At 53.1% G+C, this 22,401-nt stretch carries 22 protein-coding genes; 1 reads left to right on the forward strand and 21 read right to left on the reverse strand.

Annotated elements, in window-relative coordinates; all coding sequences use genetic code 11:
- The first annotated feature begins 263 nt into the window (after window positions 1-263).
- Window positions 264-1,238: a glycosyltransferase gene (locus ACYJL1_RS11765; RefSeq protein ID WP_460895580.1), complete on the forward strand. Its 975-nt coding sequence runs from the start codon at window positions 264-266 to the stop codon at window positions 1,236-1,238.
- A gap of 9 nt (window positions 1,239-1,247) precedes the next feature.
- Here the strand turns inward: ACYJL1_RS11765 and ACYJL1_RS11770 are convergent, their stop codons facing one another.
- The 21 genes from ACYJL1_RS11770 to ACYJL1_RS11870 form a co-directional block, all read right to left on the reverse strand.
- On the reverse strand, window positions 1,248-1,517 hold the full coding sequence (locus ACYJL1_RS11770) for a DUF1467 family protein (RefSeq protein ID WP_460895581.1): 270 nt from the start codon (window positions 1,515-1,517) through the stop codon (window positions 1,248-1,250).
- Window positions 1,517-1,921, reverse strand: a complete 405-nt coding sequence (gene mce / locus ACYJL1_RS11775; RefSeq protein ID WP_460895582.1) for a methylmalonyl-CoA epimerase — start codon at window positions 1,919-1,921, stop codon at window positions 1,517-1,519. Before mce ends, ACYJL1_RS11770 begins: the two co-directional genes overlap by 1 nt.
- A gap of 8 nt (window positions 1,922-1,929) precedes the next feature.
- Window positions 1,930-3,603, reverse strand: a complete 1,674-nt coding sequence (locus tag ACYJL1_RS11780) for a ribonuclease J (RefSeq protein ID WP_460895583.1) — start codon at window positions 3,601-3,603, stop codon at window positions 1,930-1,932.
- Window positions 3,604-3,625: 22 nt separating this feature from the next.
- Entirely contained in the window at window positions 3,626-4,468 is an 843-nt protein-coding gene (locus ACYJL1_RS11785) for a biotin--[acetyl-CoA-carboxylase] ligase (protein WP_460895584.1), read from the reverse strand.
- 9 nt (window positions 4,469-4,477) lie between these two features.
- The gene (gene nuoN / locus ACYJL1_RS11790; RefSeq protein WP_460895585.1) at window positions 4,478-5,914 is read right to left on the reverse strand and encodes an NADH-quinone oxidoreductase subunit NuoN; all 1,437 of its coding nucleotides are present in this window, start codon (window positions 5,912-5,914) and stop codon (window positions 4,478-4,480) included.
- Window positions 5,915-5,933: 19 nt separating this feature from the next.
- Entirely contained in the window at window positions 5,934-7,439 is a 1,506-nt protein-coding gene (locus tag ACYJL1_RS11795; protein ID WP_460895586.1) for an NADH-quinone oxidoreductase subunit M, read from the reverse strand.
- A complete protein-coding gene (nuoL, locus tag ACYJL1_RS11800) occupies window positions 7,439-9,430 on the reverse strand; it encodes an NADH-quinone oxidoreductase subunit L (protein WP_460895587.1) in 1,992 nt (663 codons plus the stop codon). Before nuoL ends, ACYJL1_RS11795 begins: the two co-directional genes overlap by 1 nt.
- 7 nt (window positions 9,431-9,437) lie before the next feature.
- Window positions 9,438-9,746 carry an NADH-quinone oxidoreductase subunit NuoK gene (nuoK, locus tag ACYJL1_RS11805; protein ID WP_115055399.1) on the reverse strand — a complete coding sequence of 103 codons (309 nt, stop codon included), beginning with the start codon at window positions 9,744-9,746 and terminating at the stop codon, window positions 9,438-9,440.
- Between the two features lie 2 nt (window positions 9,747-9,748).
- On the reverse strand, window positions 9,749-10,369 hold the full coding sequence (locus ACYJL1_RS11810) for an NADH-quinone oxidoreductase subunit J (RefSeq protein WP_460895588.1): 621 nt from the start codon (window positions 10,367-10,369) through the stop codon (window positions 9,749-9,751).
- Window positions 10,370-10,523: 154 nt separating this feature from the next.
- A complete protein-coding gene (gene nuoI, locus ACYJL1_RS11815) occupies window positions 10,524-11,015 on the reverse strand; it encodes an NADH-quinone oxidoreductase subunit NuoI (protein WP_460895589.1) in 492 nt (163 codons plus the stop codon).
- Window positions 11,012-12,058, reverse strand: a complete 1,047-nt coding sequence (nuoH, locus tag ACYJL1_RS11820; RefSeq protein WP_460895590.1) for an NADH-quinone oxidoreductase subunit NuoH — start codon at window positions 12,056-12,058, stop codon at window positions 11,012-11,014. Before nuoH ends, nuoI begins: the two co-directional genes overlap by 4 nt.
- A gap of 16 nt (window positions 12,059-12,074) precedes the next feature.
- On the reverse strand, window positions 12,075-14,156 hold the full coding sequence (nuoG, locus tag ACYJL1_RS11825; RefSeq protein ID WP_460895591.1) for an NADH-quinone oxidoreductase subunit NuoG: 2,082 nt from the start codon (window positions 14,154-14,156) through the stop codon (window positions 12,075-12,077).
- A 94-nt stretch (window positions 14,157-14,250) separates the two neighbouring features.
- Window positions 14,251-14,799 carry a hypothetical protein gene (locus ACYJL1_RS11830; RefSeq protein ID WP_460895592.1) on the reverse strand — a complete coding sequence of 183 codons (549 nt, stop codon included), beginning with the start codon at window positions 14,797-14,799 and terminating at the stop codon, window positions 14,251-14,253.
- A 13-nt stretch (window positions 14,800-14,812) separates the two neighbouring features.
- Window positions 14,813-16,117: an NADH-quinone oxidoreductase subunit NuoF gene (gene nuoF, locus ACYJL1_RS11835; protein ID WP_115055306.1), complete on the reverse strand. Its 1,305-nt coding sequence runs from the start codon at window positions 16,115-16,117 to the stop codon at window positions 14,813-14,815.
- 65 nt (window positions 16,118-16,182) lie between these two features.
- On the reverse strand, window positions 16,183-17,358 hold the full coding sequence (locus ACYJL1_RS11840; RefSeq protein ID WP_460895593.1) for an NADH-quinone oxidoreductase subunit E: 1,176 nt from the start codon (window positions 17,356-17,358) through the stop codon (window positions 16,183-16,185).
- Window positions 17,358-18,548 carry an NADH-quinone oxidoreductase subunit D gene (locus tag ACYJL1_RS11845; protein WP_460895594.1) on the reverse strand — a complete coding sequence of 397 codons (1,191 nt, stop codon included), beginning with the start codon at window positions 18,546-18,548 and terminating at the stop codon, window positions 17,358-17,360. Before ACYJL1_RS11845 ends, ACYJL1_RS11840 begins: the two co-directional genes overlap by 1 nt.
- Window positions 18,549-18,605: 57 nt before the next feature.
- The gene (locus ACYJL1_RS11850; RefSeq protein ID WP_460895595.1) at window positions 18,606-19,214 is read right to left on the reverse strand and encodes an NADH-quinone oxidoreductase subunit C; all 609 of its coding nucleotides are present in this window, start codon (window positions 19,212-19,214) and stop codon (window positions 18,606-18,608) included.
- A gap of 10 nt (window positions 19,215-19,224) precedes the next feature.
- Window positions 19,225-19,806, reverse strand: a complete 582-nt coding sequence (locus ACYJL1_RS11855) for a NuoB/complex I 20 kDa subunit family protein (protein ID WP_460895596.1) — start codon at window positions 19,804-19,806, stop codon at window positions 19,225-19,227.
- On the reverse strand, window positions 19,797-20,162 hold the full coding sequence (locus tag ACYJL1_RS11860; RefSeq protein ID WP_460895597.1) for an NADH-quinone oxidoreductase subunit A: 366 nt from the start codon (window positions 20,160-20,162) through the stop codon (window positions 19,797-19,799). Before ACYJL1_RS11860 ends, ACYJL1_RS11855 begins: the two co-directional genes overlap by 10 nt.
- Before the next feature lie 436 nt (window positions 20,163-20,598).
- Window positions 20,599-21,810, reverse strand: a complete 1,212-nt coding sequence (locus tag ACYJL1_RS11865; protein ID WP_460895598.1) for an MFS transporter — start codon at window positions 21,808-21,810, stop codon at window positions 20,599-20,601.
- Between the two features lie 154 nt (window positions 21,811-21,964).
- A complete protein-coding gene (locus tag ACYJL1_RS11870; protein ID WP_460895599.1) occupies window positions 21,965-22,312 on the reverse strand; it encodes a hypothetical protein in 348 nt (115 codons plus the stop codon).
- Window positions 22,313-22,401 lie beyond the last annotated feature (89 nt).

Genomic DNA, 22,401 nt, shown 5'->3' on the forward strand with positions numbered 1-22,401 from the left:
TTAAATGCAAGGTGAAAGCCTTGCATTTTTTTTGTCTTTATTTATGAGTTTGACCTGTATTTTTCATGAGAGATTTAACACGTTATTTTTCGTGCCCGACAGCTGATACGTCAAAAGAGTTTTAATAGTCGGTTGCAGTTGCGACCTTGAAAGAAACCACACTACTTATTTCATCGCGCTCTTGGGCTCGTTTTGAACCCATGAGCTTATGACCAGCATTCTTATTCAAACTATTATTTTAATCATTTCAGGCAGATTATTTTATGACAAAATTGCTACGCACCATTTGCGTGGGAACAGTTACCCGCAATCGCCCGATCATGTTGCAAGCACTCCTCGCCTCCTATGCGGAAATGACTGTTCCAGCGGGTACGCAACTGCATTTTTTGATCGTTGAGAACAATTCAGCTCCAACTCTTGCTGAGATTATAGAGCGCTTTCGAAAGTCTGTTCCCAATTGCACTGTACAATATGAAATCGAACCTCGTCTTGGAATTGCATTTGTGCGCAACCGCGTGCTCGATAATGCGATTTCCAGTGGCTACGACCTGCTTACTTTTGCGGATGATGATGAAACCGTGCAACCGGATTGGTTGGTCGAGCTTCTTGCGGAACGGGATGCTTCGGACCTGGATATTGTCGGTGGCCCAGTGCGGTTGGCTCCCCTAAACGGTGTTTCCTTGTGGAAGAAAATGATTTGGAATGCCTTGAAAAGCATGATGGACAAAGGTGAGCGCGATGCCTGCGCCACCAAAGCAAAAGGTCAGGCTGGCAAACTCTGGATTGCAACCAATAACTGGATGAGTAATCTCGATTTCTTTCGTGCGACTGGACTACGTTTTGACGAATCTCTTGCGCTCAATGGCGGCGAAGATTGGCGGCTTTATCGTCAGGCAAAGACGATCGGGGCAAATACTGGTTGGGCCCATAAAGCCATTGTGCACGACCATATACCGCAAGAACGGCTGACCCTGGCCTATCAGTTCAAAAGAAGCCGCGACCATTGCGCTATTGAAACCAGAACGAAATTGGCAACACGGAAAGTATATACATTGTATCGTTTACCGGGCTCGATTTTGGCTCGTCTTCTGAAAATGACACTTCTGTTGTTTATCGCTCCAGCAACACCCGGTGAATCACTTGTAAAAGCCGCTGCATATTTGGGGAGTATTACAGGAATGCTGCAAGCGTTCACAAATATACATTCCCCACATTATCAGACAGTTACAGGTGCCTAAACTTGTAACTCAGTCCAACTGCGGAAAGAAAATAGGCAAGTCATCGATGCCATAACCGAGCTTCTGATTGACCACGTAGAAGATCGCGAAAATGATGGCGGATACGATCGTGGTCCACAGAAACACCCGGCCCATGCGCTGCTTGTGCGGTGCGCTCGGTGTTGTGCCCAGTGTTATATCATTCTCGTCGGACTGAGTGCGCAAGCCGATTGGGAGCATGGTGAATAGTGTCAGCCACCAGAATATAAAATAGACAGCCATAGCGGTTGCAATCGGCATTATTCTTGCTCCAGTTCGATCAACGTTCCGTTGAAATCCTTCGGATGGAGAAACAGAACGGGCTTGCCATGCGCACCAAGCTTTGGCTCTCCATCACCCAAAACCCGGGCACCCTGCTCTTTTAGCCGGTCGCGCGCGGCCAGTATATCGGGCACTTCGTAGCATACATGATGAATGCCGCCTGATGGATTTTTTGTAAGGAAAGCCGAAATGGGCGATTCCGGAGAAAGCGGCTCAAGCAGTTCGATTTTGGTGTTTCCCACGTCGATGAACACAACCGTAACACCGTGCTCAGGCAGCACTTGCGGCTCTGTCAGTTTTGCTCCGAGCGTGTCTCTATAGATCGCAGATGCAGCCGCCATATTTGGAACTGCAATCGCCACATGGTTGAGCCGCCCCAGCATTGCTTACCTCAAATCTTGGTGACAAAGACAGTAACGATCGGCTTCTTACCCCAAGCTTCATTGGCAGCAGAGCGAACCGCACGGCGGATTGCTTCACGCACCATGGCAAGGTCACGACGCTTCTCGCGCGGAATACTTTGAACCGCACCAACAGCCGCGTCATAGAGCAAATCCTCCAGTAGCTCGCCTTCGTCGTCGACTTCGGGAACACCGAAAGGCACTAGTTCCGGATCTTCGAGGATATTGTACTTGGCATCGAGAATAAATGACACCGCAACATGGCCGACATAGGAAAGCTTTCGGCGATCAACGATCCCAACCTCTTCCTCATCGCCAATCAGCCTGCCATCTTTAATCAAACGTCCAAACGGCGCCTCGCCGATAATCTCTGCCTTGCCTGGCGCAAGACGCAAGATATCGCCATTGCGCACCTGAGGCACTTCAGGAATACCTGCCATGGCAGCGAGCGATCCCTGCCCGACAAGATGCGCAGCTTCACCGTGAACCGGGACCAGAATGCGCGGGCGAACCCACTCATACATCCGCTTCAATTCGTTGCGCCGCGGATGTCCGGACACATGCACCAATTGATCGCCATCGGAAATAATCTGGACGCCCTGCTCTATTAGAAGGTTCTTCGTATCATTGATCGCTTTCTCATTACCCGGGATAGCACGTGATGAGTAGATCACCGTGTCGCCTGGCGAAAGCGCCACGCTGCGCATCTCGTCGCGCGCCAGTTTGGCGAGCGCCGCACGAGGCTCGCCTTGGCTGCCGGTCAATATGATGACCATGTTTTCCCGTGGAATGTAGCCGTAATCATCTTCGGAAAGAAATTCTGGAACGCCATCCAGATAGCCAAGCTCCGTTGCAACATCGATCATGCGTTTCATCGAACGGCCGAGTACAAGCGTTTGTCTGCCTGCGTCCCGTGCTGCCAGAGCAATCGAACGGATGCGCCCAACATTGGATGAGAACGAAGTGATCGCAACGCGTCCACGCGCACTTTCGATAATTTGCCGCAGGCTTTCGCCAACTTCCTGCTCGGAAGGCGATTCCCCATCACGCAAGGCGTTGGTCGAATCACACATCAACGCAAGAACACCTTCGTCCCCCAAGGCACGGAATCGCGCTTCATTGATCAGTGGCCCGATCGATGGTTCCGGGTCCATTTTCCAGTCACCCGTATGAATGACTGTGCCAAGCGGCGTCTTGATTGCCAGGGACACCGGTTCTGGAATGGAATGGGTCACTGCCAGCGCTTCGAATTCGAAGGGGCCAACATTGAAGGTTTCGCCAGCACGGTAGATTGTGACTGGAATATCCGGGGCACCGGGCTCCGAGTGCCGCTTGGCGGCAAGCAATCCGGCAGTGAATGGTGTTGCATATACAGGAACGTTGAGCAACGGCCAGAGATCGAGGAGCGCTCCGTAGTGATCCTCATGGGCATGGGTGATAACAATGCCCTTGAGGTTGTTCCGCTCGGCCTGCAAAAAACGAATGTCCGGAAGAATCAGGTCGGCCCCTGGAAGGTCTGGGCCAGCAAAGCTCACGCCCATGTCGACCACGACCCATTCGCGCTTGCGCGCGGGGCCATAGCCGTAAAGGGCCAGATTCATACCGATTTCGCCAACACCGCCTAAAGGCAGGAAAACAAGTTCCGCTTGATCGGAATTTGCCATTTACGCTCCTAAAAACTGAAACTCATTCAGCGTTTGCCGATGCAACTGTTCCAAAATGGACGTCACCGGCTGCAATTTTCTGCCGTGCACCGTCATTGTCACGAATGACGAATTGGCAATCTTCGTCAATTGTTTCGAATATACCACGCAGTACGGCACCGTCTATTCGAACGGCGACTTCACTGCCAATTCCGGCAGCCTGCGAAAGCCAGCGTTTGCGAATATCGCTCAATCCACGCCCGTTGGCCCAAATGCGATAGTTCTCTTCCCACGCATCTGACAAAGCCAGAAACAATGTTTCGGCATCGCAAGTCGCGCCAAGCCGAGCCAATGAAGTAGCTGGATAAGGGACATCCTGCGGATAGGCAACAACATTAACGCCAATGCCGATAACTACTGCCAAATGTCCATCCGGCATCAAGGTCGATTCAAGCAGGATACCGGCGAGTTTTGCGCCGCCTGCGAGCAGATCATTTGGCCATTTAAGTTCCACGCGAAGCGGTGCTTTTCCCGCTCCGGCATTACTGGCACCATCAATGCCCACGGAAAAATTTGCTGTTGGGCAAACCGCGCTCAGCGCATCAGCAAGGGAAAGGCCCGCGACAAAACCAAGCGTTGCCGCGTTTTTCAGCTCAAGATTGCCTGTGAGCAAGAGCGAAGCCGCCAGATTTCCCTCGGGAGACGACCACGCGCGGCCACGACGCCCTCGCCCGCTTGCCTGTTTCTTCGATACGATCCACAGCTTGCCAGGATCACCGGACTGCGCGCGCTCAAGAGCAACAGCATTGGTGGAACCGATCGTTTCGAAAGCCTCCAGTCGAAAACCGTTCTGCTGGGCGATTGGCGATAGGGCGAATCCAGTCAAATTCTTGGCCTAGAAGAATGATTTGGATGCAGCTTCCGCATAGGTGCTGATCGGACCGCCAATCAGTACATAGAGCAGAACGAGCAGACCGGATGCGCCAAGCACAAGTCGAAGCTCACCAGCAACCGGAACAAAACCGCCAACCGGTTCATCGAACCACATGATCTTGATGATACGCAGATAGTAGAATGCGCCAACGACCGAAGCGACAATACCAATAATGGCAAGCGCGTAGAGATTGGCCTCCATCGCAGCAAGGAATGTGTACCATTTCCCCCAGAACCCGGCGAGCGGCGGAATGCCGGCAAGCGAGAACATGAGGATGGTCAGGATGGTGGCCATAATCGGATTTGTGCGCGAGAGACCGGCAAGATCGCTGATCTGCTCGACATTTCCGTCCTTGCGGCGCATCGCCAAGATGAATGCAAACGTACCGAGCGTCGTCACCAGATAGATAAGCATGTAAATGGCAACGCCCTTGACGCCAACCTGCGTGCCAGCAGCAAGTCCAACAAGTGCATAACCCATGTGGCTGATCGATGAATAAGCCATCAGCCTCTTGATATTGCGCTGGCCGATAGCAGCAAAAGCGCCAAGGATCATCGAAGCAATAGCGATAAAGACGACGATTTGCTGCCAGTCATGCGTGATCGGCTGAAATGTATCGACCGATACGCGTGTCAACAAAGCCATCGCCGCCATCTTCGGCGCAGTAGCAAAGAAGGCTGTGACCGGTGTCGGCGCGCCTTCGTAAACATCTGGCGTCCACATATGGAACGGCACTGCCGAAATCTTGAATGCAAGACCGGCAAAGATGAAAACCAACCCGAAGACAACACCCAGCTGGCGTTCGGAACTGGCGAGAGACTGGGCGATTCCCTCAAAACCTGTATGGCCTGTGAAGCCATAAATGAGCGAAATACCATAGAGCAGCATGCCTGACGACAGCGCGCCGAGAACGAAATATTTCAGACCAGCTTCCGTCGAGCGAACGCTATCGCGGTTGATGGCCGCTACAACGTAAAGCGCGAGAGACTGCAATTCGAGGCTTAAATAAAGAGACAGCGTGTCATTGGCTGAAATCATCAGCAGCATGCCGACATTTGCGAGAAGAATCAGGATCGGGAATTCAAACTTGTCGAACTTCTCACTTTTAGCAAAACCGGACGACATGATCAGCGTAACGACCGAACCTGCCAGGGTCAGCACTTTCATGAAGCCTGAGAAGGAATCATTAATAAAGGCACGACCGAAAGCACTTCCCTGTTGCGGAAACACAGCGACAAGTACCAGCGCCAGCAACAGCAACATAATGCTGAGACCATTGACCAGCTGGTACGACTTCTCGCCGGAAAATGCTCCGACCATCAGGAGAGCCATCGCTCCCACTGCAAGAAGCAGTTCGGGAGCCATGAGCGTCAGGTTGGCAATCATATCGGTCTGCATCGGCCTTGGCCTCTTCCTGCTATTTCAACGCCAAAGTGGCCGCTGAGGACAGCGCGTTATTATATTGATTGATAAGTGCATGGACGGAGCTTGCCGTCGCATCGAATACCGGCATCGGATAGACGCCATAGAAGATCGTCAGGATCAGAAGCGGATAGATCACTGCCTTCTCACGCGGCGACATATCCAGAAGCGCTTTAAGGCTTTCCTTGTCTAGCGAGCCGAATACAACCCGGCGATAAAGCCACAACGCATAGGCTGCAGAGAAGATGACACCCGAGGTTGCAAAGAGAGCAACCCACGTGTTGACACGGAACACACCCATCAAGGTCAGGAATTCACCGATGAAACCGGAGGTGCCGGGCAAACCGACATTGGCCATGGTAAAAATCAGGAATGCGACCGCATATTTCGGCATATTATTGACAAGACCACCATAGGCGGAGATTTCGCGTGTGTGGGTGCGGTCATAGACAATCCCGACACACAGGAACAGCGCTGCCGAAACCAGGCCATGGGAAAGCATTTGGAACAGCGCGCCCTGAATGCCCTGTTCATTTGCCGCAAAAATACCCATCGTCACATAGCCCATATGTGCAACCGAAGAGTAAGCAATCAGCTTCTTGATGTCTTCCTGCATGAGGGCGACGAGGGAAGTATAAACGATGGCGACAACGGAAAGCGTGTAGATGATCGGGGCGAAATCTGCCGATGCAATTGGAAACATCGGAAGCGAAAAACGCAGGAAGCCATAGCCGCCAAGCTTCAACAGGATACCAGCCAGAATAGCAGAAGCAGCAGTCGGTGCCTCCACGTGGGCGTCAGGCAACCAAGTATGAACAGGCCACATCGGCATTTTCACTGCGAACGACGCGAAGAAGGCAAACCAGAGCCATGTCTGCATGGAGACCGGGAAGGAATGTGCAAGCAGTGTTGGAATATCAGTCGTGCCAGCCTGCCAATACATTGCCATAATGGCGAGCAGCATCAGAACCGAGCCGAGCAGCGTGTAGAGGAAGAACTTGAAACTGGCATAAACACGGCGCTTCCCGCCCCAGACACCGATGATGATGAACATCGGTACCAGGACAGCTTCAAAGAAGACGTAGAACAGCACGATATCGAGTGCACAGAACACGCCGATCATCAGCGTTTCAAGAACCAGAAACGCGATCATATATTCCTTCACACGTGTCTGGATCGCTTCCCAGCTCGCCAGAATGCACAGCGGCATAAGGAATGTCGTGAGGATGACGAACAGCATGGAAATGCCGTCAACGCCCATATGGTACGAAATACCGCTATCGAGCCAGGCTGACTTTTCCACAAACTGGAAACCAGCCTCCGCATTGTCAAAATAGTACCAGATCGGCAATGACAGAAGGAAGGTAATGATCGTCGTCCACAGCGCAACATTACGAATGTTGCGGCGTGCAGCATCGCTGTCATCCCGGATAAGCAGGATCAGAAAGGCACCGACCAATGGCAAAAAGGTAACGGTGGTAAGAATTGGCCAGTCGGTCATCAGAAGTTGCTCCCGAGCATCATCCACGTGACGAGTGCGGCGACCCCGATGAGCATCGCGAACGCATAGTGATAAAGGTAACCGGTTTGCAGGCGCACGACGCGGTTGGTGACATCAACGACACGGGCGGAAATGCCGTCAGGACCATGTCCGTCGATCAGCCAGCCATCGCCGCGTTTCCAAAGGAACTTGCCCAGAGCCATTGCCGGACGGACGAAGAGGAAATCGTACAGTTCGTCAAAGTACCATTTATTCAACAGGAACTGGTACAGTCCGGAATGCTGTTCTGCCAAACGGCGCGGTGTTTCCGGCGAGCGGATGTAGAAGTACCAGGCACCGATAAAGCCTGCCACCATTGCCAGGAATGGCGACATGGCGACAATGAACGGCACATGATGATATTCTTCCAGAATATTGTTCTCAGCCCCCGTAAACAGCGCGCCCTTCCAGAACTCGGCATATTCGTGGCCGAAGAAATATTCTTTGAAAGCGACACCGGCAAACAGAGCACCAATGGCCAGAAGGAACAGCGGCACAAGCATGATGTAAGGCGATTCATGCACGTGGTGCATGACATCATGGCTCGCACGCGGCTTGCCATGGAATGTCATGAATATCAGGCGCCATGAATAGAAGCTGGTGAACACAGCTGCAACGACCAGCAGGACGAAAGCGTATCCGGCAACCGGACTATGCGATGCAAAGGCGGATTCGATAATGGCATCCTTGGAAAAGAAGCCTGCGGTCCCGATAGCCGTGCCTGGAATGCCAAGCCCTGTCAGCGCAACTGTGCCGATGATCATCATCCAATAGGTCTTGGGGATGAGCTTGCGCAGACCGCCCATGCGACGCATGTCCTGTTCGTCGGATACGGCATGAATAACCGAACCGGCGCAAAGGAAAAGCAAGGCTTTGAAAAAGGCATGCGTAAACAGGTGGAACACACCGGCGCCATAAGCACCCAGACCAAGCGCCACGAACATATAGCCAAGCTGCGAACAGGTTGAATAGGCGATAACGCGCTTGATGTCGTTCTGAACGAGACCCACTGTTGCCGCGAAGAAAGCAGTCGTTGCACCAACGACTGTAACGAAAATCAACGCAGTGTGCGACAGCTCGAATATCGGCGACAAACGCGCCACCATGAAAACACCGGCCGTAACCATGGTTGCGGCATGGATCAGCGCCGACACAGGCGTTGGGCCTTCCATGGCGTCAGGCAGCCATGTGTGCAGCAGAAACTGCGCAGACTTACCCATGGCCCCCATGAACAGCAGGAGGCAAGCAATGGTGATTGCACCCTGCTTGTCGAGTTCATAGCCGAGGAAGTTCAAGACCACCTTCCCTGCATCCGTAGCGCCCTCAGCAGGAAGATAAGTAGCAGCAGCACTAAACAATGTATCGAACTGAACAGTGTCGAAAAGCACGAAAAGCGAGAAAATGCCGAGCAGAAAGCCAAAGTCACCGACGCGATTGACGATAAAGGCTTTCATTGCGGCAGCATTTGCCGAAGGTTTCTTGAACCAGAACCCAATAAGCAAATAGGAAGCAAGACCAACACCTTCCCAGCCAAAGAACATCTGGACGAGGTTGTCGCCAGTAACCAGCATCAACATTGCGAAGGTAAAGAGCGAGAGATAGGCGAAGAAGCGCGGACGGTGTGGATCGTGGTGCATATAGCCGATGGAATAAGTATGCACGAGAGCCGATACCGTATTGACCACAACAAGCATGACAACCGTTAGCGTATCGATACGGAGCGCCCAGTCAAAGCTCAGCGAACCGGACTCGACCCAATGCAGAACCGGAACCTTGAATGCTTCACCATGACCAAGACCCACGCTGGCAAAGGCCACCCAAGACAGGATGGCGACAATGATCAGCAGACCAGTCGTTACATACTCACTCGCCTTGGCGCCGATAGACGAGCCAAACAGGCCCGCTATCAGAAAGCCGATCAGCGGCAGGAAGACAATCGCCAGATACAGCATGCCCCCGTCAACCTTTCATCATGTTGACGTCTTCCACGGCAATCGACCCACGATTGCGGTAGAACACGACGAGAATTGCAAGACCAATCGCAGCTTCAGCAGCAGCGACAGTCAGAACAAACAATGCGAAGATCTGGCCAACCAGATCACCCAGTGCAGCTGAAAAAGCCACAAAATTCAAATTGACTGCCAGAAGGATCAATTCGACCGACATCAGGATAATGATAACGTTCTTCCTGTTGAGGAAAATGCCGAAGATTCCCATTGTAAACAACAAGGCAGAGACGGTGAGATAATGAGCGATACCGATTTCCATCATTAAATACCTTTGCCTGTTTCGACTTGTTTGATTTCCACCGATGTTTCAGGCGTGCGCGCAACTTGCTTCGATATGTTCTGGCGCTTGACGCCTTCCTTGTGGCGCAGCGTCAGGACGATCGCACCAATCATCGCAACCAGAAGCACAAGACCCGCAATCTGGAAGAAATAAACATAGTCCGTGTAGAGAATGTCGCCGAGCGCTGCCGTGTTGGAGCGTGTAGCGATGTCGGGCGTTGGTTGAACGACAACCGACGCGAGATTTGGCGCGAAAACAGAGCCGCCAAGAACGACGATAAGTTCAACCGCCAAAATGATACCAACAAGCGCACCCACCGGCGCATATTGCAGAGCGCCGCTTTTCAATTCGGCAAAATCCACGTCCAGCATCATGACAACGAAGAGGAAAAGAACCGCCACCGCGCCGACATAGACAACAAGAAGGATCATCGCCAGGAATTCAGCGCCGGTCAGCAAGAAAAGCCCTGCGGCGTTGAAGAAGGCAAGGATAAGGAACAGCACGGAATGCACTGGATTGCGGGCTGCAATCACCATGAAAGCGCTGGCGATTGTTATGAAGGCGAAGAGGTAAAAAAACGCCGCCGCTATACCTGTTAGCATGGGTTCCCCCGATTTCCATTCCGGCAGAATGTTCTGCCATTTCAACGAATCGGTTGCACAATCGGCAACCGATCCTTCCAAATTTCATGCGTCTTAGCGCATGTTCCTGTCCGGTTGAAGCGGCCGGACATGGACACAAGCGCGCAGTCAACAATTAACGGTAAGGCGCATCCATGGCGATGTTACGCGCCAGTTCCCGCTCCCAGCGATCGCCATTGGCGATCAACCGTTCCTTGTCATAGTAAAGCTCCTCACGGGTTTCCGTGGCGAACTCGAAATTCGGCCCTTCGACAATCGCATCGACCGGGCAAGCTTCCTGACAGAAGCCGCAATAAATGCATTTCACCATGTCGATATCGTAGCGAACCGTACGGCGTGTTCCATCATTGCGGCGCGGTCCGGCTTCGATCGTAATTGCTTGTGCCGGGCAAATGGCTTCGCACAGCTTACAGGCAATGCAGCGCTCTTCACCATTCGGGTAGCGCCGCAGCGCATGTTCGCCGCGAAAGCGTGGGCTGATCGGTCCCTTTTCAAAGGGATAATTCAGCGTTGCCTTGGGCGCAAAGAACTGGCGCATTGACAAAAAGAACGCGTTGACGAACTCCAGGAGGAGAAGCGATTTGGCAGCTTGTGCGAGCGAACTCATGGTGTAAGCCCCGTAATTTTGAGAAAGGCTGCGGTCGCGACAACCATGAACAGCGAGATCGGCAGAAATACTTTCCAGCCAAGACGCATCAATTGATCGTAGCGGTAGCGCGGAACAAATGCCTTCACCATGGCGAACATGAAGAAGCACATAAAGAGTTTAAGCAGGAACCAGACAACACCTGGCACCCAGTTCAGGAACCAGACATCAACGGGCGGCAACCATCCACCGAGGAACATGATGGTCGTCAATGCGCACATCAAAGTGATGGCAACATATTCACCGAGGAAGAAAAGCAGGAATGCCGTCGATGAGTATTCGATCATATGACCGGCGACGAGTTCGGATTCAGCTTCAACCAGATCAAAGGGAGGACGATTGGTTTCCGCCAATGCTGAAATGAAGAAGATGATGAACATCGGGAAAAGTCCGAGCCAGTACCAGTCAAGGAATGAGCTTGGAAGTCCCACCATCGTGCCGAGACCATCTTTCTGCGACATGACAATATCCGTCAGGTTCAGGGAACCGACGCAAAGGAGGACTGTTACAATCACGAAGCCGATGGAAACCTCATAAGACACCATCTGTGCAGCAGAACGAAGCGCGCCAAGAAACGGATATTTCGAGTTGGATGCCCAACCCGCCATGATCACGCCGTAAACCTCTAGTGACGAAATCGCCAAGACATAAAGAATACCGACATTGACGTTGGCAACAGCCCAACCCTCATTGACCGGGATAACAGCCCATGCCGCCATGGCCAGTACCGACGAAACCAAAGGTGCAAGAAGGAAAATGCCTTTGTTTGCACCCGATGGAATGATCGGCTCTTTCACGACGAACTTCAGAAGATCGGCGAAGGACTGCAACAAACCGAAGGGGCCGACAACGTTTGGACCACGACGCAACTGCACAGCCGCCCAGATTTTGCGATCTGCCAGCAGCAGGAAAGCGATGATGACCAGCATCACGACCAGCAGCAGCAGTGATTTTCCGAGGATAATCAGCAGCGGGACGATGTACGTGTAGAATATGTCTTCCATGTCAGTCTCTTCCCGCCTACTCGGCTGCCTGCTTGAAGCCGCCCTTGGCAAGCGCTGAGCACTCCGCCATGACAGCAGAAGCCCGCGCTATCGGGTTGGTTAGATAAAAATCAGTAACCGGCGAAACGAAAGCCGTCCGCTCGACTGAACCGGATGCGTTTGCCAGCTTTGCAACATCGGCAGAAGCACCAGATTCGATTGCATCGATTGCTGCCAGATGCGGATACTCTGCATAAAGCTTCGAACGCAAGGCTGCCAAAGAGTCGAATGGCAGTTTTTTACCAAGAATATCGGACAAAGCGCGCAGCACGGCCCAATCTTCCTTGGCATTGCCCGGGGCGAAACCGGCACGGTTGGTCATCTGCACCCGGCCTTCTGTGTTGACATAAGTTCCGGACTTTTCAGTATAAGTAGCACCCGGCAGGATAACATCCGCATTATGCGCACCCTGATCGCCATGTGTGCCAATATAGACTGTGAATGCGTTGCTCTTGTCCGACCACGGAAGTTCGTCAGCACCGAGCAGGAACATAACATCCAGTGCACCATTCATTTCTGCAACAGTCTTGCCGCCCTCACCCGGTACAAAGCCGATGTCGAGCGCACCGACACGGCTTGCAGCCGTATGCACGACACCAAAGCCATTCCATTCATCACCAAGTGCGCCAGTATCAGCGGCTATCTTTGCTGCAAGACCAAGCACTGCCGCACTGTCAGCACGGTTAAGAGCACCTTGTCCGATAAGGATTATCGGGTTCTTTGCCTTCTTTAGAACGCTATGGAACTTCAGCGAACCTGCCGCCAGTTCAGCCAAGGTTTCAGCACTCGCACCAAGATACTCATACTTGAAGCGCATATCAGCCTGCTCGCCAATAACCGCAATCGGTATACCGGCTGCCCGCCAGCGCTTGCGCAAACGTGCGTTAAGCAAGGAAGCTTCAAAGCGTGGATTCGACCCAATGATAAGAACAGCGTCAGCCTGCTCAATCCCGTCAATAGATGGGTTGAAAATATAGGATGCGCGACCATTGGCCGTGTTCAGCACCGAACCATCCTGACGCGCGTCGATATTTGCTGAACCAAGGGACTGCATCAGCAGCTTCAACGCGTACATTTCTTCGACGGTGGCAAGATCCCCCGCAATCGCGCCGATCTTGTCGCCAGTCGTCTTTGCGACAGCACCCTTGATCGCTTCAAAAGCTTCCGGCCAGCTTGCAGCGACAAGGCGCCCATCCTTGCGGATATAAGGCCGGTCAAGGCGCTGTGTACGTAAACCGTCCCAGATGAACCGGGTCTTGTCGGAAATCCATTCCTCGTTCACCTGCTCATTGACGCGCGGCAGAATACGCATCACTTCCCGGCCACGCGTATCAACGCGGATCGCAGAACCGACGGCATCCATTACGTCGATAGATTCTGTCTTCGTTAGCTCCCATGGGCGAGCCTGAAACGCATAAGGCTTGGATGTCAAAGCGCCAACCGGGCAAAGATCAATCACATTACCCTGCAGCTCGGACGTCATGGCATGTTCGAGATAGGTGGTGATCTCGGCGTCTTCGCCGCGACCGATCAGACCAAGTTCGGAGATACCGGCAACTTCGGTCGTAAAACGCACGCAGCGCGTGCAGTGAATGCAGCGTGTCATGATCGTCTTGACCAGTGGGCCGATATATTTGTCTTCAACGGCGCGCTTGTTTTCCTTATAGCGCGATGAATCCACACCAAAGGCCATGGCCTGGTCCTGAAGATCGCACTCACCGCCCTGATCGCAGATGGGGCAATCCAGCGGGTGGTTGATCAGCAAAAATTCCATCACGCCTTCGCGGGCCTTCTTGACCATCGGCGTATTGGTGAAAATCTCAGGGGTCTCGCCATTCGGGCCGGGACGCAGGTCGCGGACACCCATGGCGCAAGAAGCCGCTGGCTTAGGCGGTCCGCCCTTAACCTCGATGAGGCACATGCGGCAATTGCCCGCGATCGACAAACGCTCATGGAAACAGAAACGTGGCACTTCCGCACCAGCCGTTTCTGCTGCCTGCAGAAGCGTGTAGTGATCCGGCACCTCGATTTCATTACCGTCGACTTTGATCTTCGCCATCGTCTGTCCAACCTCGCGGAACATTCCGCATTCTTTTCCGGCTGCCTAGCAGGCCGCCAATAATTTCATACCGCCGGTACGACCGGCATGCTCTTTATTTTACTTCACTTACAAAACGGTTTGCCTGGCCTATCCAGTCATCCCGTGAAATTCGTCCGTTCAGCTTCAGTTGCCTGTCAACCCTGGCAATATCGTCCGCTGCCCATCCTGCGATCTGGGCATAAGAACGAATGCCCATGGAATTGAGAACCTGTTCAAGCTTTGGCCCGACCCCTGAAATCTTTTTAAGATCGTCAGCTGCTGCCGACGAACCGGCAACCGCATTACGCTTGACTGGCTGAGCCGGTTCGGAAGGCTTTATTGCCTCACCCGCCTTCTCACGAATAACCGCTTTAAGATCAGCAATATCGACAGCGGTAGCCGACTTCTCTGTCTGCCTGGTGGTTGCAGTCTTCAAATCAAACGAGCCGAGCATGGCATTTGTCCAGATGCCGAACATGCGCGTGGCAATCTCAGTGCTTGCAACAGAAACGGCCGCAGCTACCTCAAGCTGAGGTGCCAGAAGATTGGCAGCCGGCATCATCTGTTTCGGCAGAAAAGCCGCCCAGTCAGATCCCAGTGGTTTGTTTCCGGTGTTGGACATCAACCCTTCAACCTTATTCCGCTGCAACAAGCACGGGGCGGCTTGCATCTGCGTTGCGTGAAAACTCATCGATCCGGCGTTCAATTTCTGGACGGAAATGACGGATAAGTCCCTGAACCGGCCATGCGGCGGCATCACCCAAAGCACAAATCGTGTGACCTTCGATCTGTTTCGTTACGTCAAGCAGCATGTCGATTTCGCGCTTCTGCGCATTACCGGTCACCATGCGCTCCATAACGCGCCACATCCAGCCGGTGCCTTCGCGGCATGGAGTACACTGACCGCAGCTTTCATGCTTGAAGAAGTAGGAAAGACGGGCAATTGCACGCACGATGTCCGTGGACTTGTCCATGACAATGACCGCAGCCGTACCGAACGATGATTTGACGGCACGCAGCCCATCAAAATCCATCGGGCAATCGATAATGTCAGCCGCAGGAACGACGGGGCACGAAGCACCGCCCGGGATGACAGCCAGCAGATTGTCCCAACCGCCGCGAATACCGCCCGCATGACGTTCGATCAACTCGCGAAACGGAATGCCCATTTCTTCTTCAACGGTGCATGGATTGTTAACGTGGCCGGACACCATGAAAAGCTTCGTTCCGACATTGTTCGGACGACCAATGCTGGAGAACCAAGCAGCGCCGCGACGCAAGATTGTTGGCGCAACAGCAATTGACTCAACGTTGTTGACAGTCGTCGGGCAGCCATAAAGACCCATATTCGCCGGGAATGGTGGCTTCAGGCGCGGCTGGCCTTTCTTGCCTTCAAGACTTTCAAGCAGCGCGGTTTCTTCGCCGCAAATATAGGCACCTGCGCCATGATGAACGTAGATGTCATAGTCCCAGCCATTCTTGTTATTCTTGCCGAGCAACCCAGCATCGTAGCATTCGTCAATGGCAAGCTGGAGCGCTTCGCGTTCACGAATATACTCGCCGCGTACATAGATATAGCATGTATGTGCAGCCATGGCGAAACCGGCAATAAGACAGCCCTCGATCAGCGTATGCGGATCATGCCGCATAATATCGCGATCCTTGCACGTGCCCGGCTCGGATTCGTCGGCATTGATAACGAGATAATGCGGACGGCCATCGCTTTCCTTCGGCATGAAGGACCATTTCAGACCCGTCGGAAAGCCAGCGCCGCCGCGTCCGCGAAGGCCCGAAGCTTTCATCTCGTTGATGATCCAATCGCGGCCCTTGGCAATGATACCCGCAGTGCCATCCCAATGGCCGCGCGACATCACCCCCTTCAACGACTTGTCGTGAAGGCCATAAATATTATTGAAGATGCGGTCCTTATCAGCAAGCATTTCGCACCGGTCCTACTCTCTTCGTCCATACTTGCGAATGCGTATCGTGCACCCGCCAACCCAATTTATCTCGGCTTCTTGCCGAAAACCTTGATATATTCCGCCTCGCCGCCCTTGGCCAAAGCCTTGGCTTGCTTGACCCAATCGTCGCGCTCGATACGTCCTTTGAAATTCAGGTAATTATCGACCCATTCACGTTCGGCTTTTTTCCATGCCGCAACCTGCGCATAGGTGAATATACCAAGATCGTGAAGAATGCCTTCGATCTTCGGGCCAACACCTGCAATCAACTTCAAATCATCAATGGCCGCTGGCTTTTCGATACCCACCGGGCGGTTATTGTCTGTGAGCGAGACAGTCGTGGCCGGAGCCTTTATCGCTTGCACGTCGGGCTTCTCACCCAGAGAACCTTCTGCCAATGGCGGATTCTTGATCATCCGGGCAGCGGAACTGGCTTGCGGTGCCGGCTTGGATGTCGCCTTCTCGCCGCCATTTGGAGCCTTCACTGCGGAAGGTGATTTTATCGCCGGATTAGTCACATCATCATGCGTTACCGGCTTGCTCGCATTTGATGGGGGCACTGCCGCTTTGTCATTGCCTGACCTTGAGTCGCGACCGGACTTGGAACCAGCGTTGTCATTAAGCGATGTTGGCCCGCCCTGCGGAGCCGAGAAATGGCGATCGATCTGTGGGCCCACAGGCACGGACGCGCCCTTCCCAGCTTCGAACGCATCGATAATTTCTTCAAGGCGTTCCGGTGTCAGATCTTCATAAGTGTCTTTGAAAACCATGATCATGGGAGCATTGACGCACGCACCCAGGCATTCGACCTCTTCCCATGACAAAGTGCCAGATTCATTCAAATGAAACTGCTCATGATGAATCTTGTGCTGGCAGACCTTTTTCAGGTCTTCCGAACCGCGAAGCATGCAAGGCGTTGTGCCGCAAACCTGAATATGCGCCCGCGTACCAACCGGCTTTAACTGAAATTGCGTATAGAAAGTAGCAACCTCGAGCACGCGGATCACCGGCATGTCGAGCATTTCGGCAACATGCTCAATGGCAGCTTTGGTAACCCAGCCATCCTGCTCCTGCGCCCGCATCAAAAGCGGTATGACAGCAGATTGCTCACGGCCCTTGGGATATTTCTTGATTGCAAGTTTCGCCCAGGCGCTGTTTTCGCGATTAAACGCGAACTGCGCTGGCTGGACATTATCTTCGGCTAGACGACGGACTGACATTAACGATCAACCTCACCAAATACGATATCAAGCGAGCCGAGAATGGCGGAAACGTCGGCTAGCATGTGACCACGGCACAGAAAATCCATGGCTTGAAGATGGGCAAAACCCGGTGCGCGCAGCTTGACGCGATAAGGCTTGTTCGACCCGTCGGAAACCAGAAACACACCAAATTCACCCTTTGGCGCTTCGACTGCAGCGTACACCTCACCGGCAGGCACATGGTAACCTTCGGTGTAGAGTTTAAAATGATGGATCAGCGCTTCCATGGAACGCTTCATCTCACCACGCTTCGGTGGAACGATCTTTGCAGATGTATTGGAAACAGGCCCTACCCGCTCCTTACCCAGCAATAAATCAACGCATTGGCGCATGATACGAACCGACTGGCGCATCTCTTCCATGCGGATCAGATAACGATCATAGCAATCGCCATTCTTGCCGATCGGAACATCGAATTCCATTTCCGAGTAACACTCGTAAGGCTGCGACTTGCGCAAATCCCAAGCAGCGCCTGAGCCACGAACCATGACGCCCGAAAAGCCCCAAGCCCAGGCATCTTCAAGCGTTACGACGCCGATATCGACATTTCGCTGTTTGAAAATACGGTTTGGAGTAATCAAATCGTCGAGATTTTTTACAGTCTGCAGGAATGGATCACACCATTTGCCAATATCTTCGATCAATTGGTCTGGTAGATCCTGATGCACGCCACCCGGACGAAAATAAGCAGCATGCATACGTGCGCCGCAAGCGCGCTCATAGAACACCATCAGCTTTTCGCGCTCTTCGAAGCCCCAGAGCGGTGGCGTCAGCGCACCGACGTCCATTGCCTGCGTCGTTACATTCAGCAGATGCGAGAGGATACGGCCGATTTCAGAGAAAAGAACGCGGATCAACTGGCCGCGCTTTGGCACTTCGATCTTGAGCAACCGCTCTACAGCAAGCGCAAAGGCGTGTTCCTGATTCATCGGCGCCACATAGTCGAGGCGATCGAGATAAGGCACAGCCTGAAGATAGGTCTTGGCTTCCATCAACTTTTCGGTACCACGATGCAGCAGTCCGATATGCGGGTCGACGCGTGCTACAACTTCGCCGTCCAGCTCCAGCACGAGGCGCAAAACGCCATGCGCCGCAGGATGTTGCGGGCCAAAGTTAATGTTAAAATTGCGAACTTGAGTTTCAGCCATTGTTGGCTTCCTGACATTGTGCGGATGGATTGCTGTTCTCGCTCATAGGGGCGGACCTCAATTCACCTTGGCCTTCTCATCGCCCGGAAGCACATAGTCCGTGCCTTCCCAAGGAGACTGGAAGTCGAAGTTGCGGAATTCCTGCCTGAGCTCAACCGGCTCATAGACAACACGCTTTACTTCATCGTCGTAGCGAACCTCGACAAATCCGGTCAGCGGGAAATCCTTGCGGAGCGGGTGGCCCTCAAAGCCATAATCGGTGAGAATGCGGCGAAGATCCGGATGGCCGGAGAAGAGAACACCGTAAAGATCATATGTTTCGCGCTCATACCAATCCGCACCCGGATAAACCGGCGTAGCAGAGGGAACAGGCGTATCTTCATCCGTTGAAACCTTCACCCGGATACGCAGGTTCTGGCGCGGTGAAAGCAGGTGATAAACCACATCGAACCGATGCACGCGCGATGGGTAGTCGACACCGCTAATGTCAATCAATGAAATGAACTGGCATTGCACATCATCGCGAAGAAATGCCAGCGTGGCGAGCAGCGCATCGGCATCAACTTCTACGGACAGATCACCATAGGCAATGCCGACCGAGTTTAATGACAGACCCGGCTTTTCTGTCAGGTAGCTGGCCAGTTCATTCAATGCCTCTTCAAACATCGCGCTCACCTTATCGCTCAATCGTGCCGGTTCGGCGGATTTTCTTCTGTAGCATCAACACGCCATACAAGAGCGCTTCAGCGGTTGGCGGGCATCCGGGAACATAAATGTCTACGGGGACGACACGATCACAGCCGCGAACAACAGAATAGGAATAATGATAATATCCGCCGCCATTGGCGCACGAGCCCATCGAAATAACATAGCGAGGCTCCGGCATCTGGTCATAGACCTTGCGCAACGCTGGGGCCATCTTGTTGGTCAGCGTTCCTGCGACAATCATCACATCGGACTGACGCGGTGAAGCGCGAGGCGCGAAACCGAAACGTTCGCCGTCATAGCGCGGCATCGAGGTGTGCATCATTTCAACGGCGCAACATGCAAGACCGAAGGTCATCCACATCAACGAGCCGGTGCGGGCCCACGTTACCAATGCATCGGCGGAAGTGACGAGAAATCCCTTGTCGGCCAATTCATTGTTGATCTCACCGAAGAATGCATCGTCAGAACCAATTGGCTTGCCCGTATGGGGGTCAAGAATGCCCTTCGGTTGTGGTGCCACAAGGGTGGTGTTGCTGTTGGTCAATCCCATTCCAGCGCTCCCTTTTTCCACTCATAAATAAAGCCGACCGTGAGGACGCCCAGGAATACCATCATTGACCAGAAGCCAAACCAGCCCACATCGCCGAACGATACCGCCCAGGGGAAAAGGAAAGCCACTTCCAGATCAAAAATGATGAAGAGGATTGAGACGAGGTAGAAGCGCACATCAAACTTCATGCGGGCGTCGTCAAATGCGTTAAAGCCGCACTCATAGGCCGACAATTTTTCAGGGTCAGGCGCGCTGTATGCAACCAGAAACGGCGCAATCAACAGTGCCAGACCGATTACCAGCGCCACACCGATAAAGATAACGATGGGCAGGTAGGAACTTAAGAGCTCGTTCATGATCCGTCTTTTTCTGCCTTGTGAACTCAGGCTGACAAGAATGCCATGTCATACACATGACTGCCGATAATGCACGGCAGATCGCGCCGTCTTTTGAAGTTGGCTCGATGGCCGAGGGTTAGCGCGTTAGCGCCATGCACGCAAGTGCAACAATCGTCGCGAAGCTGCGCACCTATTATCATCCACACGGGTGTCCGCAATGGAAAAATCGGCTTATTTCGGCATTTTTACCCCCATTTTGGTGGAAAAAGGCCGCAAAAAGCTTTTTAGAATGATATTAATGTAGATTGCAGGTTGCAGGCGTCCGACATGGCAAATCCCAACTGCGACATTCGGTCCTATAACCGATTTAGCCTTAAATGCGCAGATGCATAAGGGCATCGCATGGCCCTTTTGACTTCCATCCGATTTATGGACTTTACGCACCGGAAAAAGTTTAAATACCGGCAAGGGGTTCAAGACCGAATTGCTGCCCGTCTTCGGAGATCATCTTCGCCTGGTGAGCTTTGCGATCGAGCATGGCAGACCATACTGCAACGGCCAGCCCCATGGCGGCTAGGGCAGCACCAACAAATGGCAAATACTGGTATGGCACGCCCAGGGTAAGTGCTGCTCCACCAATCCAGGCACCTGAGGCATTACCCATATTAAAAGCGCCCTGATTGAGCGTAGCCGCCAGATTTGGTGCCTCATCCGCCGATTCGACGACTCGCATCTGGAGCGGCGGAACGATGACAAAGGTCAAAACGCCCCAGAAAAACACGGTAATGATGGCAGCCGTCGGCAAACCCGAGATCTCAGCCAAGACGATATGTGTCAGCACAAGCGCGATCAAAGTTCCTATAACAGTCGGCATCAGCTTCCAGTCGGCGAGTTTACCGCCGATAACATTGCCGACCGTCATGCCCGCGCCGAAAAGAAGCAGGACCCACGTTACCGCCGAAGTCGAAATGCCGGAAACATCTGTCAGGATCGGCTTGATATAGGTGAAGACTGCAAAAAGACTGGCGGAGGCAAGCGCTGAAATTACCATGGCGAGCCAGACCTGTAACTTGCCCAAAACCTTGACCTCGCTAAGGATTCCGCCACCCTTTGCTTCGCCGTTGGAAGACGGCACCAGCGTTATAATTGCAATCACAGCTGCAATGCCAATAGCGACGACCGCAAAGAACGTAGCACGCCAGCCGTAAACTTCACCGAGGGCTGTTCCAGCCGGAACACCGAGAATATTGGCGAGCGTAAGGCCTGCAAACATGAGTGCAATTGCGCTTGCCCGTTTATGGCGCGGCACGAGATTTGCGGCCACGACCGAGCCAATGCCGAAGAATGCGCCATGACCGAAGGCGGTTACAACACGGGCGATCATCAGCATCCAGTAGTTGGGAGCGATGGCGCAAAAGAGATTGCCAACCACAAAAAGCATGGCCAGACCGACAAGCACGGGCTTTCTCGGCAGCGAAGCGGTTGCGATTGCTATAATCGGTGCGCCAATAACAACGCCGAGTGCGTAACCCGTGACAAGAAGCCCGGCACTAGGGATGGATACGCTCAAATCTGCTGCAACTTCCGGCAGCAGTCCCATGATGACGAACTCAGTGGTGCCTATGCAAAACGAAGCAATGGCCAGGGCAAGAATCGGTAAAGGCATAGCGAGCAACCGCAAATGAGAGAAAGCACGATGCTGCCTATTCGGTGAAGGCTACACAACTCATTTTTGTGCAATGCAGCAATGCGTTATCGGATAGCTTACCCGACTGTGATTGGAAAAGCAGTCAGAACGGCAACAGAGATCAGGACAAATCCTATTGCTGACCGCTTTCAATAGCTTTGAGATCTTCCGCCTGCTGTTGACGCAGCGCACGAATTTCGGCCTGTTTACGCGCAGCCGCCGATGGATCAGCCGATGGTCCCCTTTGGCTGTTCTTTGCCGCAGTCGTGCGGTTGCGCAAAGCGTCTTTCTCTTCCGGCGTGAACTGGGTCGTTTCACCTTTCGGGTCAGGCGTAAAGTGCGGATAGGTTCCGGTGTTGACCGGTCCAGTCATCGGCGAATTCGACATTGGCGCAGGGCTTGTATTGGCGCACGCGCTCAAGCCTACGATCATAACGGCGCCTGCCGAGCAGCGCATGAGCAGTTTGAGCGAGATTTCCATTGTGTGTCCTGACTTTAGAAAAACGATATTTATCATGGCTACAATAAATGCACCTTGGAGGGATAGCACCAACTTATGTTATCATGTCA

The sequence above is a fragment of the Phyllobacterium sp. K27 genome, from assembly GCF_054796155.1.

Bases quoted from the DNA above. Each gene is read 5' to 3' on its own strand.
- ACYJL1_RS11765 (WP_460895580.1), top strand. From the start codon at position 264: ATGACAAAATTGCTACGCACCATTTGCGTGGGAACAGTTACCCGCAAT.
- ACYJL1_RS11770 (WP_460895581.1), bottom strand. From the start codon at position 1,517: ATGCCGATTGCAACCGCTATGGCTGTCTATTTTATATTCTGGTGGCTG.
- mce (WP_460895582.1), bottom strand. From the start codon at position 1,921: ATGCTGGGGCGGCTCAACCATGTGGCGATTGCAGTTCCAAATATGGCG.
- ACYJL1_RS11780 (WP_460895583.1), bottom strand. From the start codon at position 3,603: ATGGCAAATTCCGATCAAGCGGAACTTGTTTTCCTGCCTTTAGGCGGT.
- nuoN (WP_460895585.1), bottom strand. From the start codon at position 5,914: ATGCAGACCGATATGATTGCCAACCTGACGCTCATGGCTCCCGAACTG.
- ACYJL1_RS11795 (WP_460895586.1), bottom strand. From the start codon at position 7,439: ATGACCGACTGGCCAATTCTTACCACCGTTACCTTTTTGCCATTGGTC.
- nuoL (WP_460895587.1), bottom strand. From the start codon at position 9,430: ATGCTGTATCTGGCGATTGTCTTCCTGCCGCTGATCGGCTTTCTGATA.
- nuoK (WP_115055399.1), bottom strand. From the start codon at position 9,746: ATGGAAATCGGTATCGCTCATTATCTCACCGTCTCTGCCTTGTTGTTT.
- ACYJL1_RS11810 (WP_460895588.1), bottom strand. From the start codon at position 10,369: ATGCTAACAGGTATAGCGGCGGCGTTTTTTTACCTCTTCGCCTTCATA.
- nuoI (WP_460895589.1), bottom strand. From the start codon at position 11,015: ATGAGTTCGCTCGCACAAGCTGCCAAATCGCTTCTCCTCCTGGAGTTC.
- nuoH (WP_460895590.1), bottom strand. From the start codon at position 12,058: ATGGAAGACATATTCTACACGTACATCGTCCCGCTGCTGATTATCCTC.
- nuoG (WP_460895591.1), bottom strand. From the start codon at position 14,156: ATGGCGAAGATCAAAGTCGACGGTAATGAAATCGAGGTGCCGGATCAC.
- ACYJL1_RS11830 (WP_460895592.1), bottom strand. From the start codon at position 14,799: ATGTCCAACACCGGAAACAAACCACTGGGATCTGACTGGGCGGCTTTT.
- nuoF (WP_115055306.1), bottom strand. From the start codon at position 16,117: ATGCTTGCTGATAAGGACCGCATCTTCAATAATATTTATGGCCTTCAC.
- ACYJL1_RS11840 (WP_460895593.1), bottom strand. From the start codon at position 17,358: ATGTCAGTCCGTCGTCTAGCCGAAGATAATGTCCAGCCAGCGCAGTTC.
- ACYJL1_RS11845 (WP_460895594.1), bottom strand. From the start codon at position 18,548: ATGGCTGAAACTCAAGTTCGCAATTTTAACATTAACTTTGGCCCGCAA.
- ACYJL1_RS11850 (WP_460895595.1), bottom strand. From the start codon at position 19,214: ATGTTTGAAGAGGCATTGAATGAACTGGCCAGCTACCTGACAGAAAAG.
- ACYJL1_RS11855 (WP_460895596.1), bottom strand. From the start codon at position 19,806: ATGGGATTGACCAACAGCAACACCACCCTTGTGGCACCACAACCGAAG.
- ACYJL1_RS11860 (WP_460895597.1), bottom strand. From the start codon at position 20,162: ATGAACGAGCTCTTAAGTTCCTACCTGCCCATCGTTATCTTTATCGGT.
- ACYJL1_RS11865 (WP_460895598.1), bottom strand. From the start codon at position 21,810: ATGCCTTTACCGATTCTTGCCCTGGCCATTGCTTCGTTTTGCATAGGC.
- ACYJL1_RS11870 (WP_460895599.1), bottom strand. From the start codon at position 22,312: ATGGAAATCTCGCTCAAACTGCTCATGCGCTGCTCGGCAGGCGCCGTT.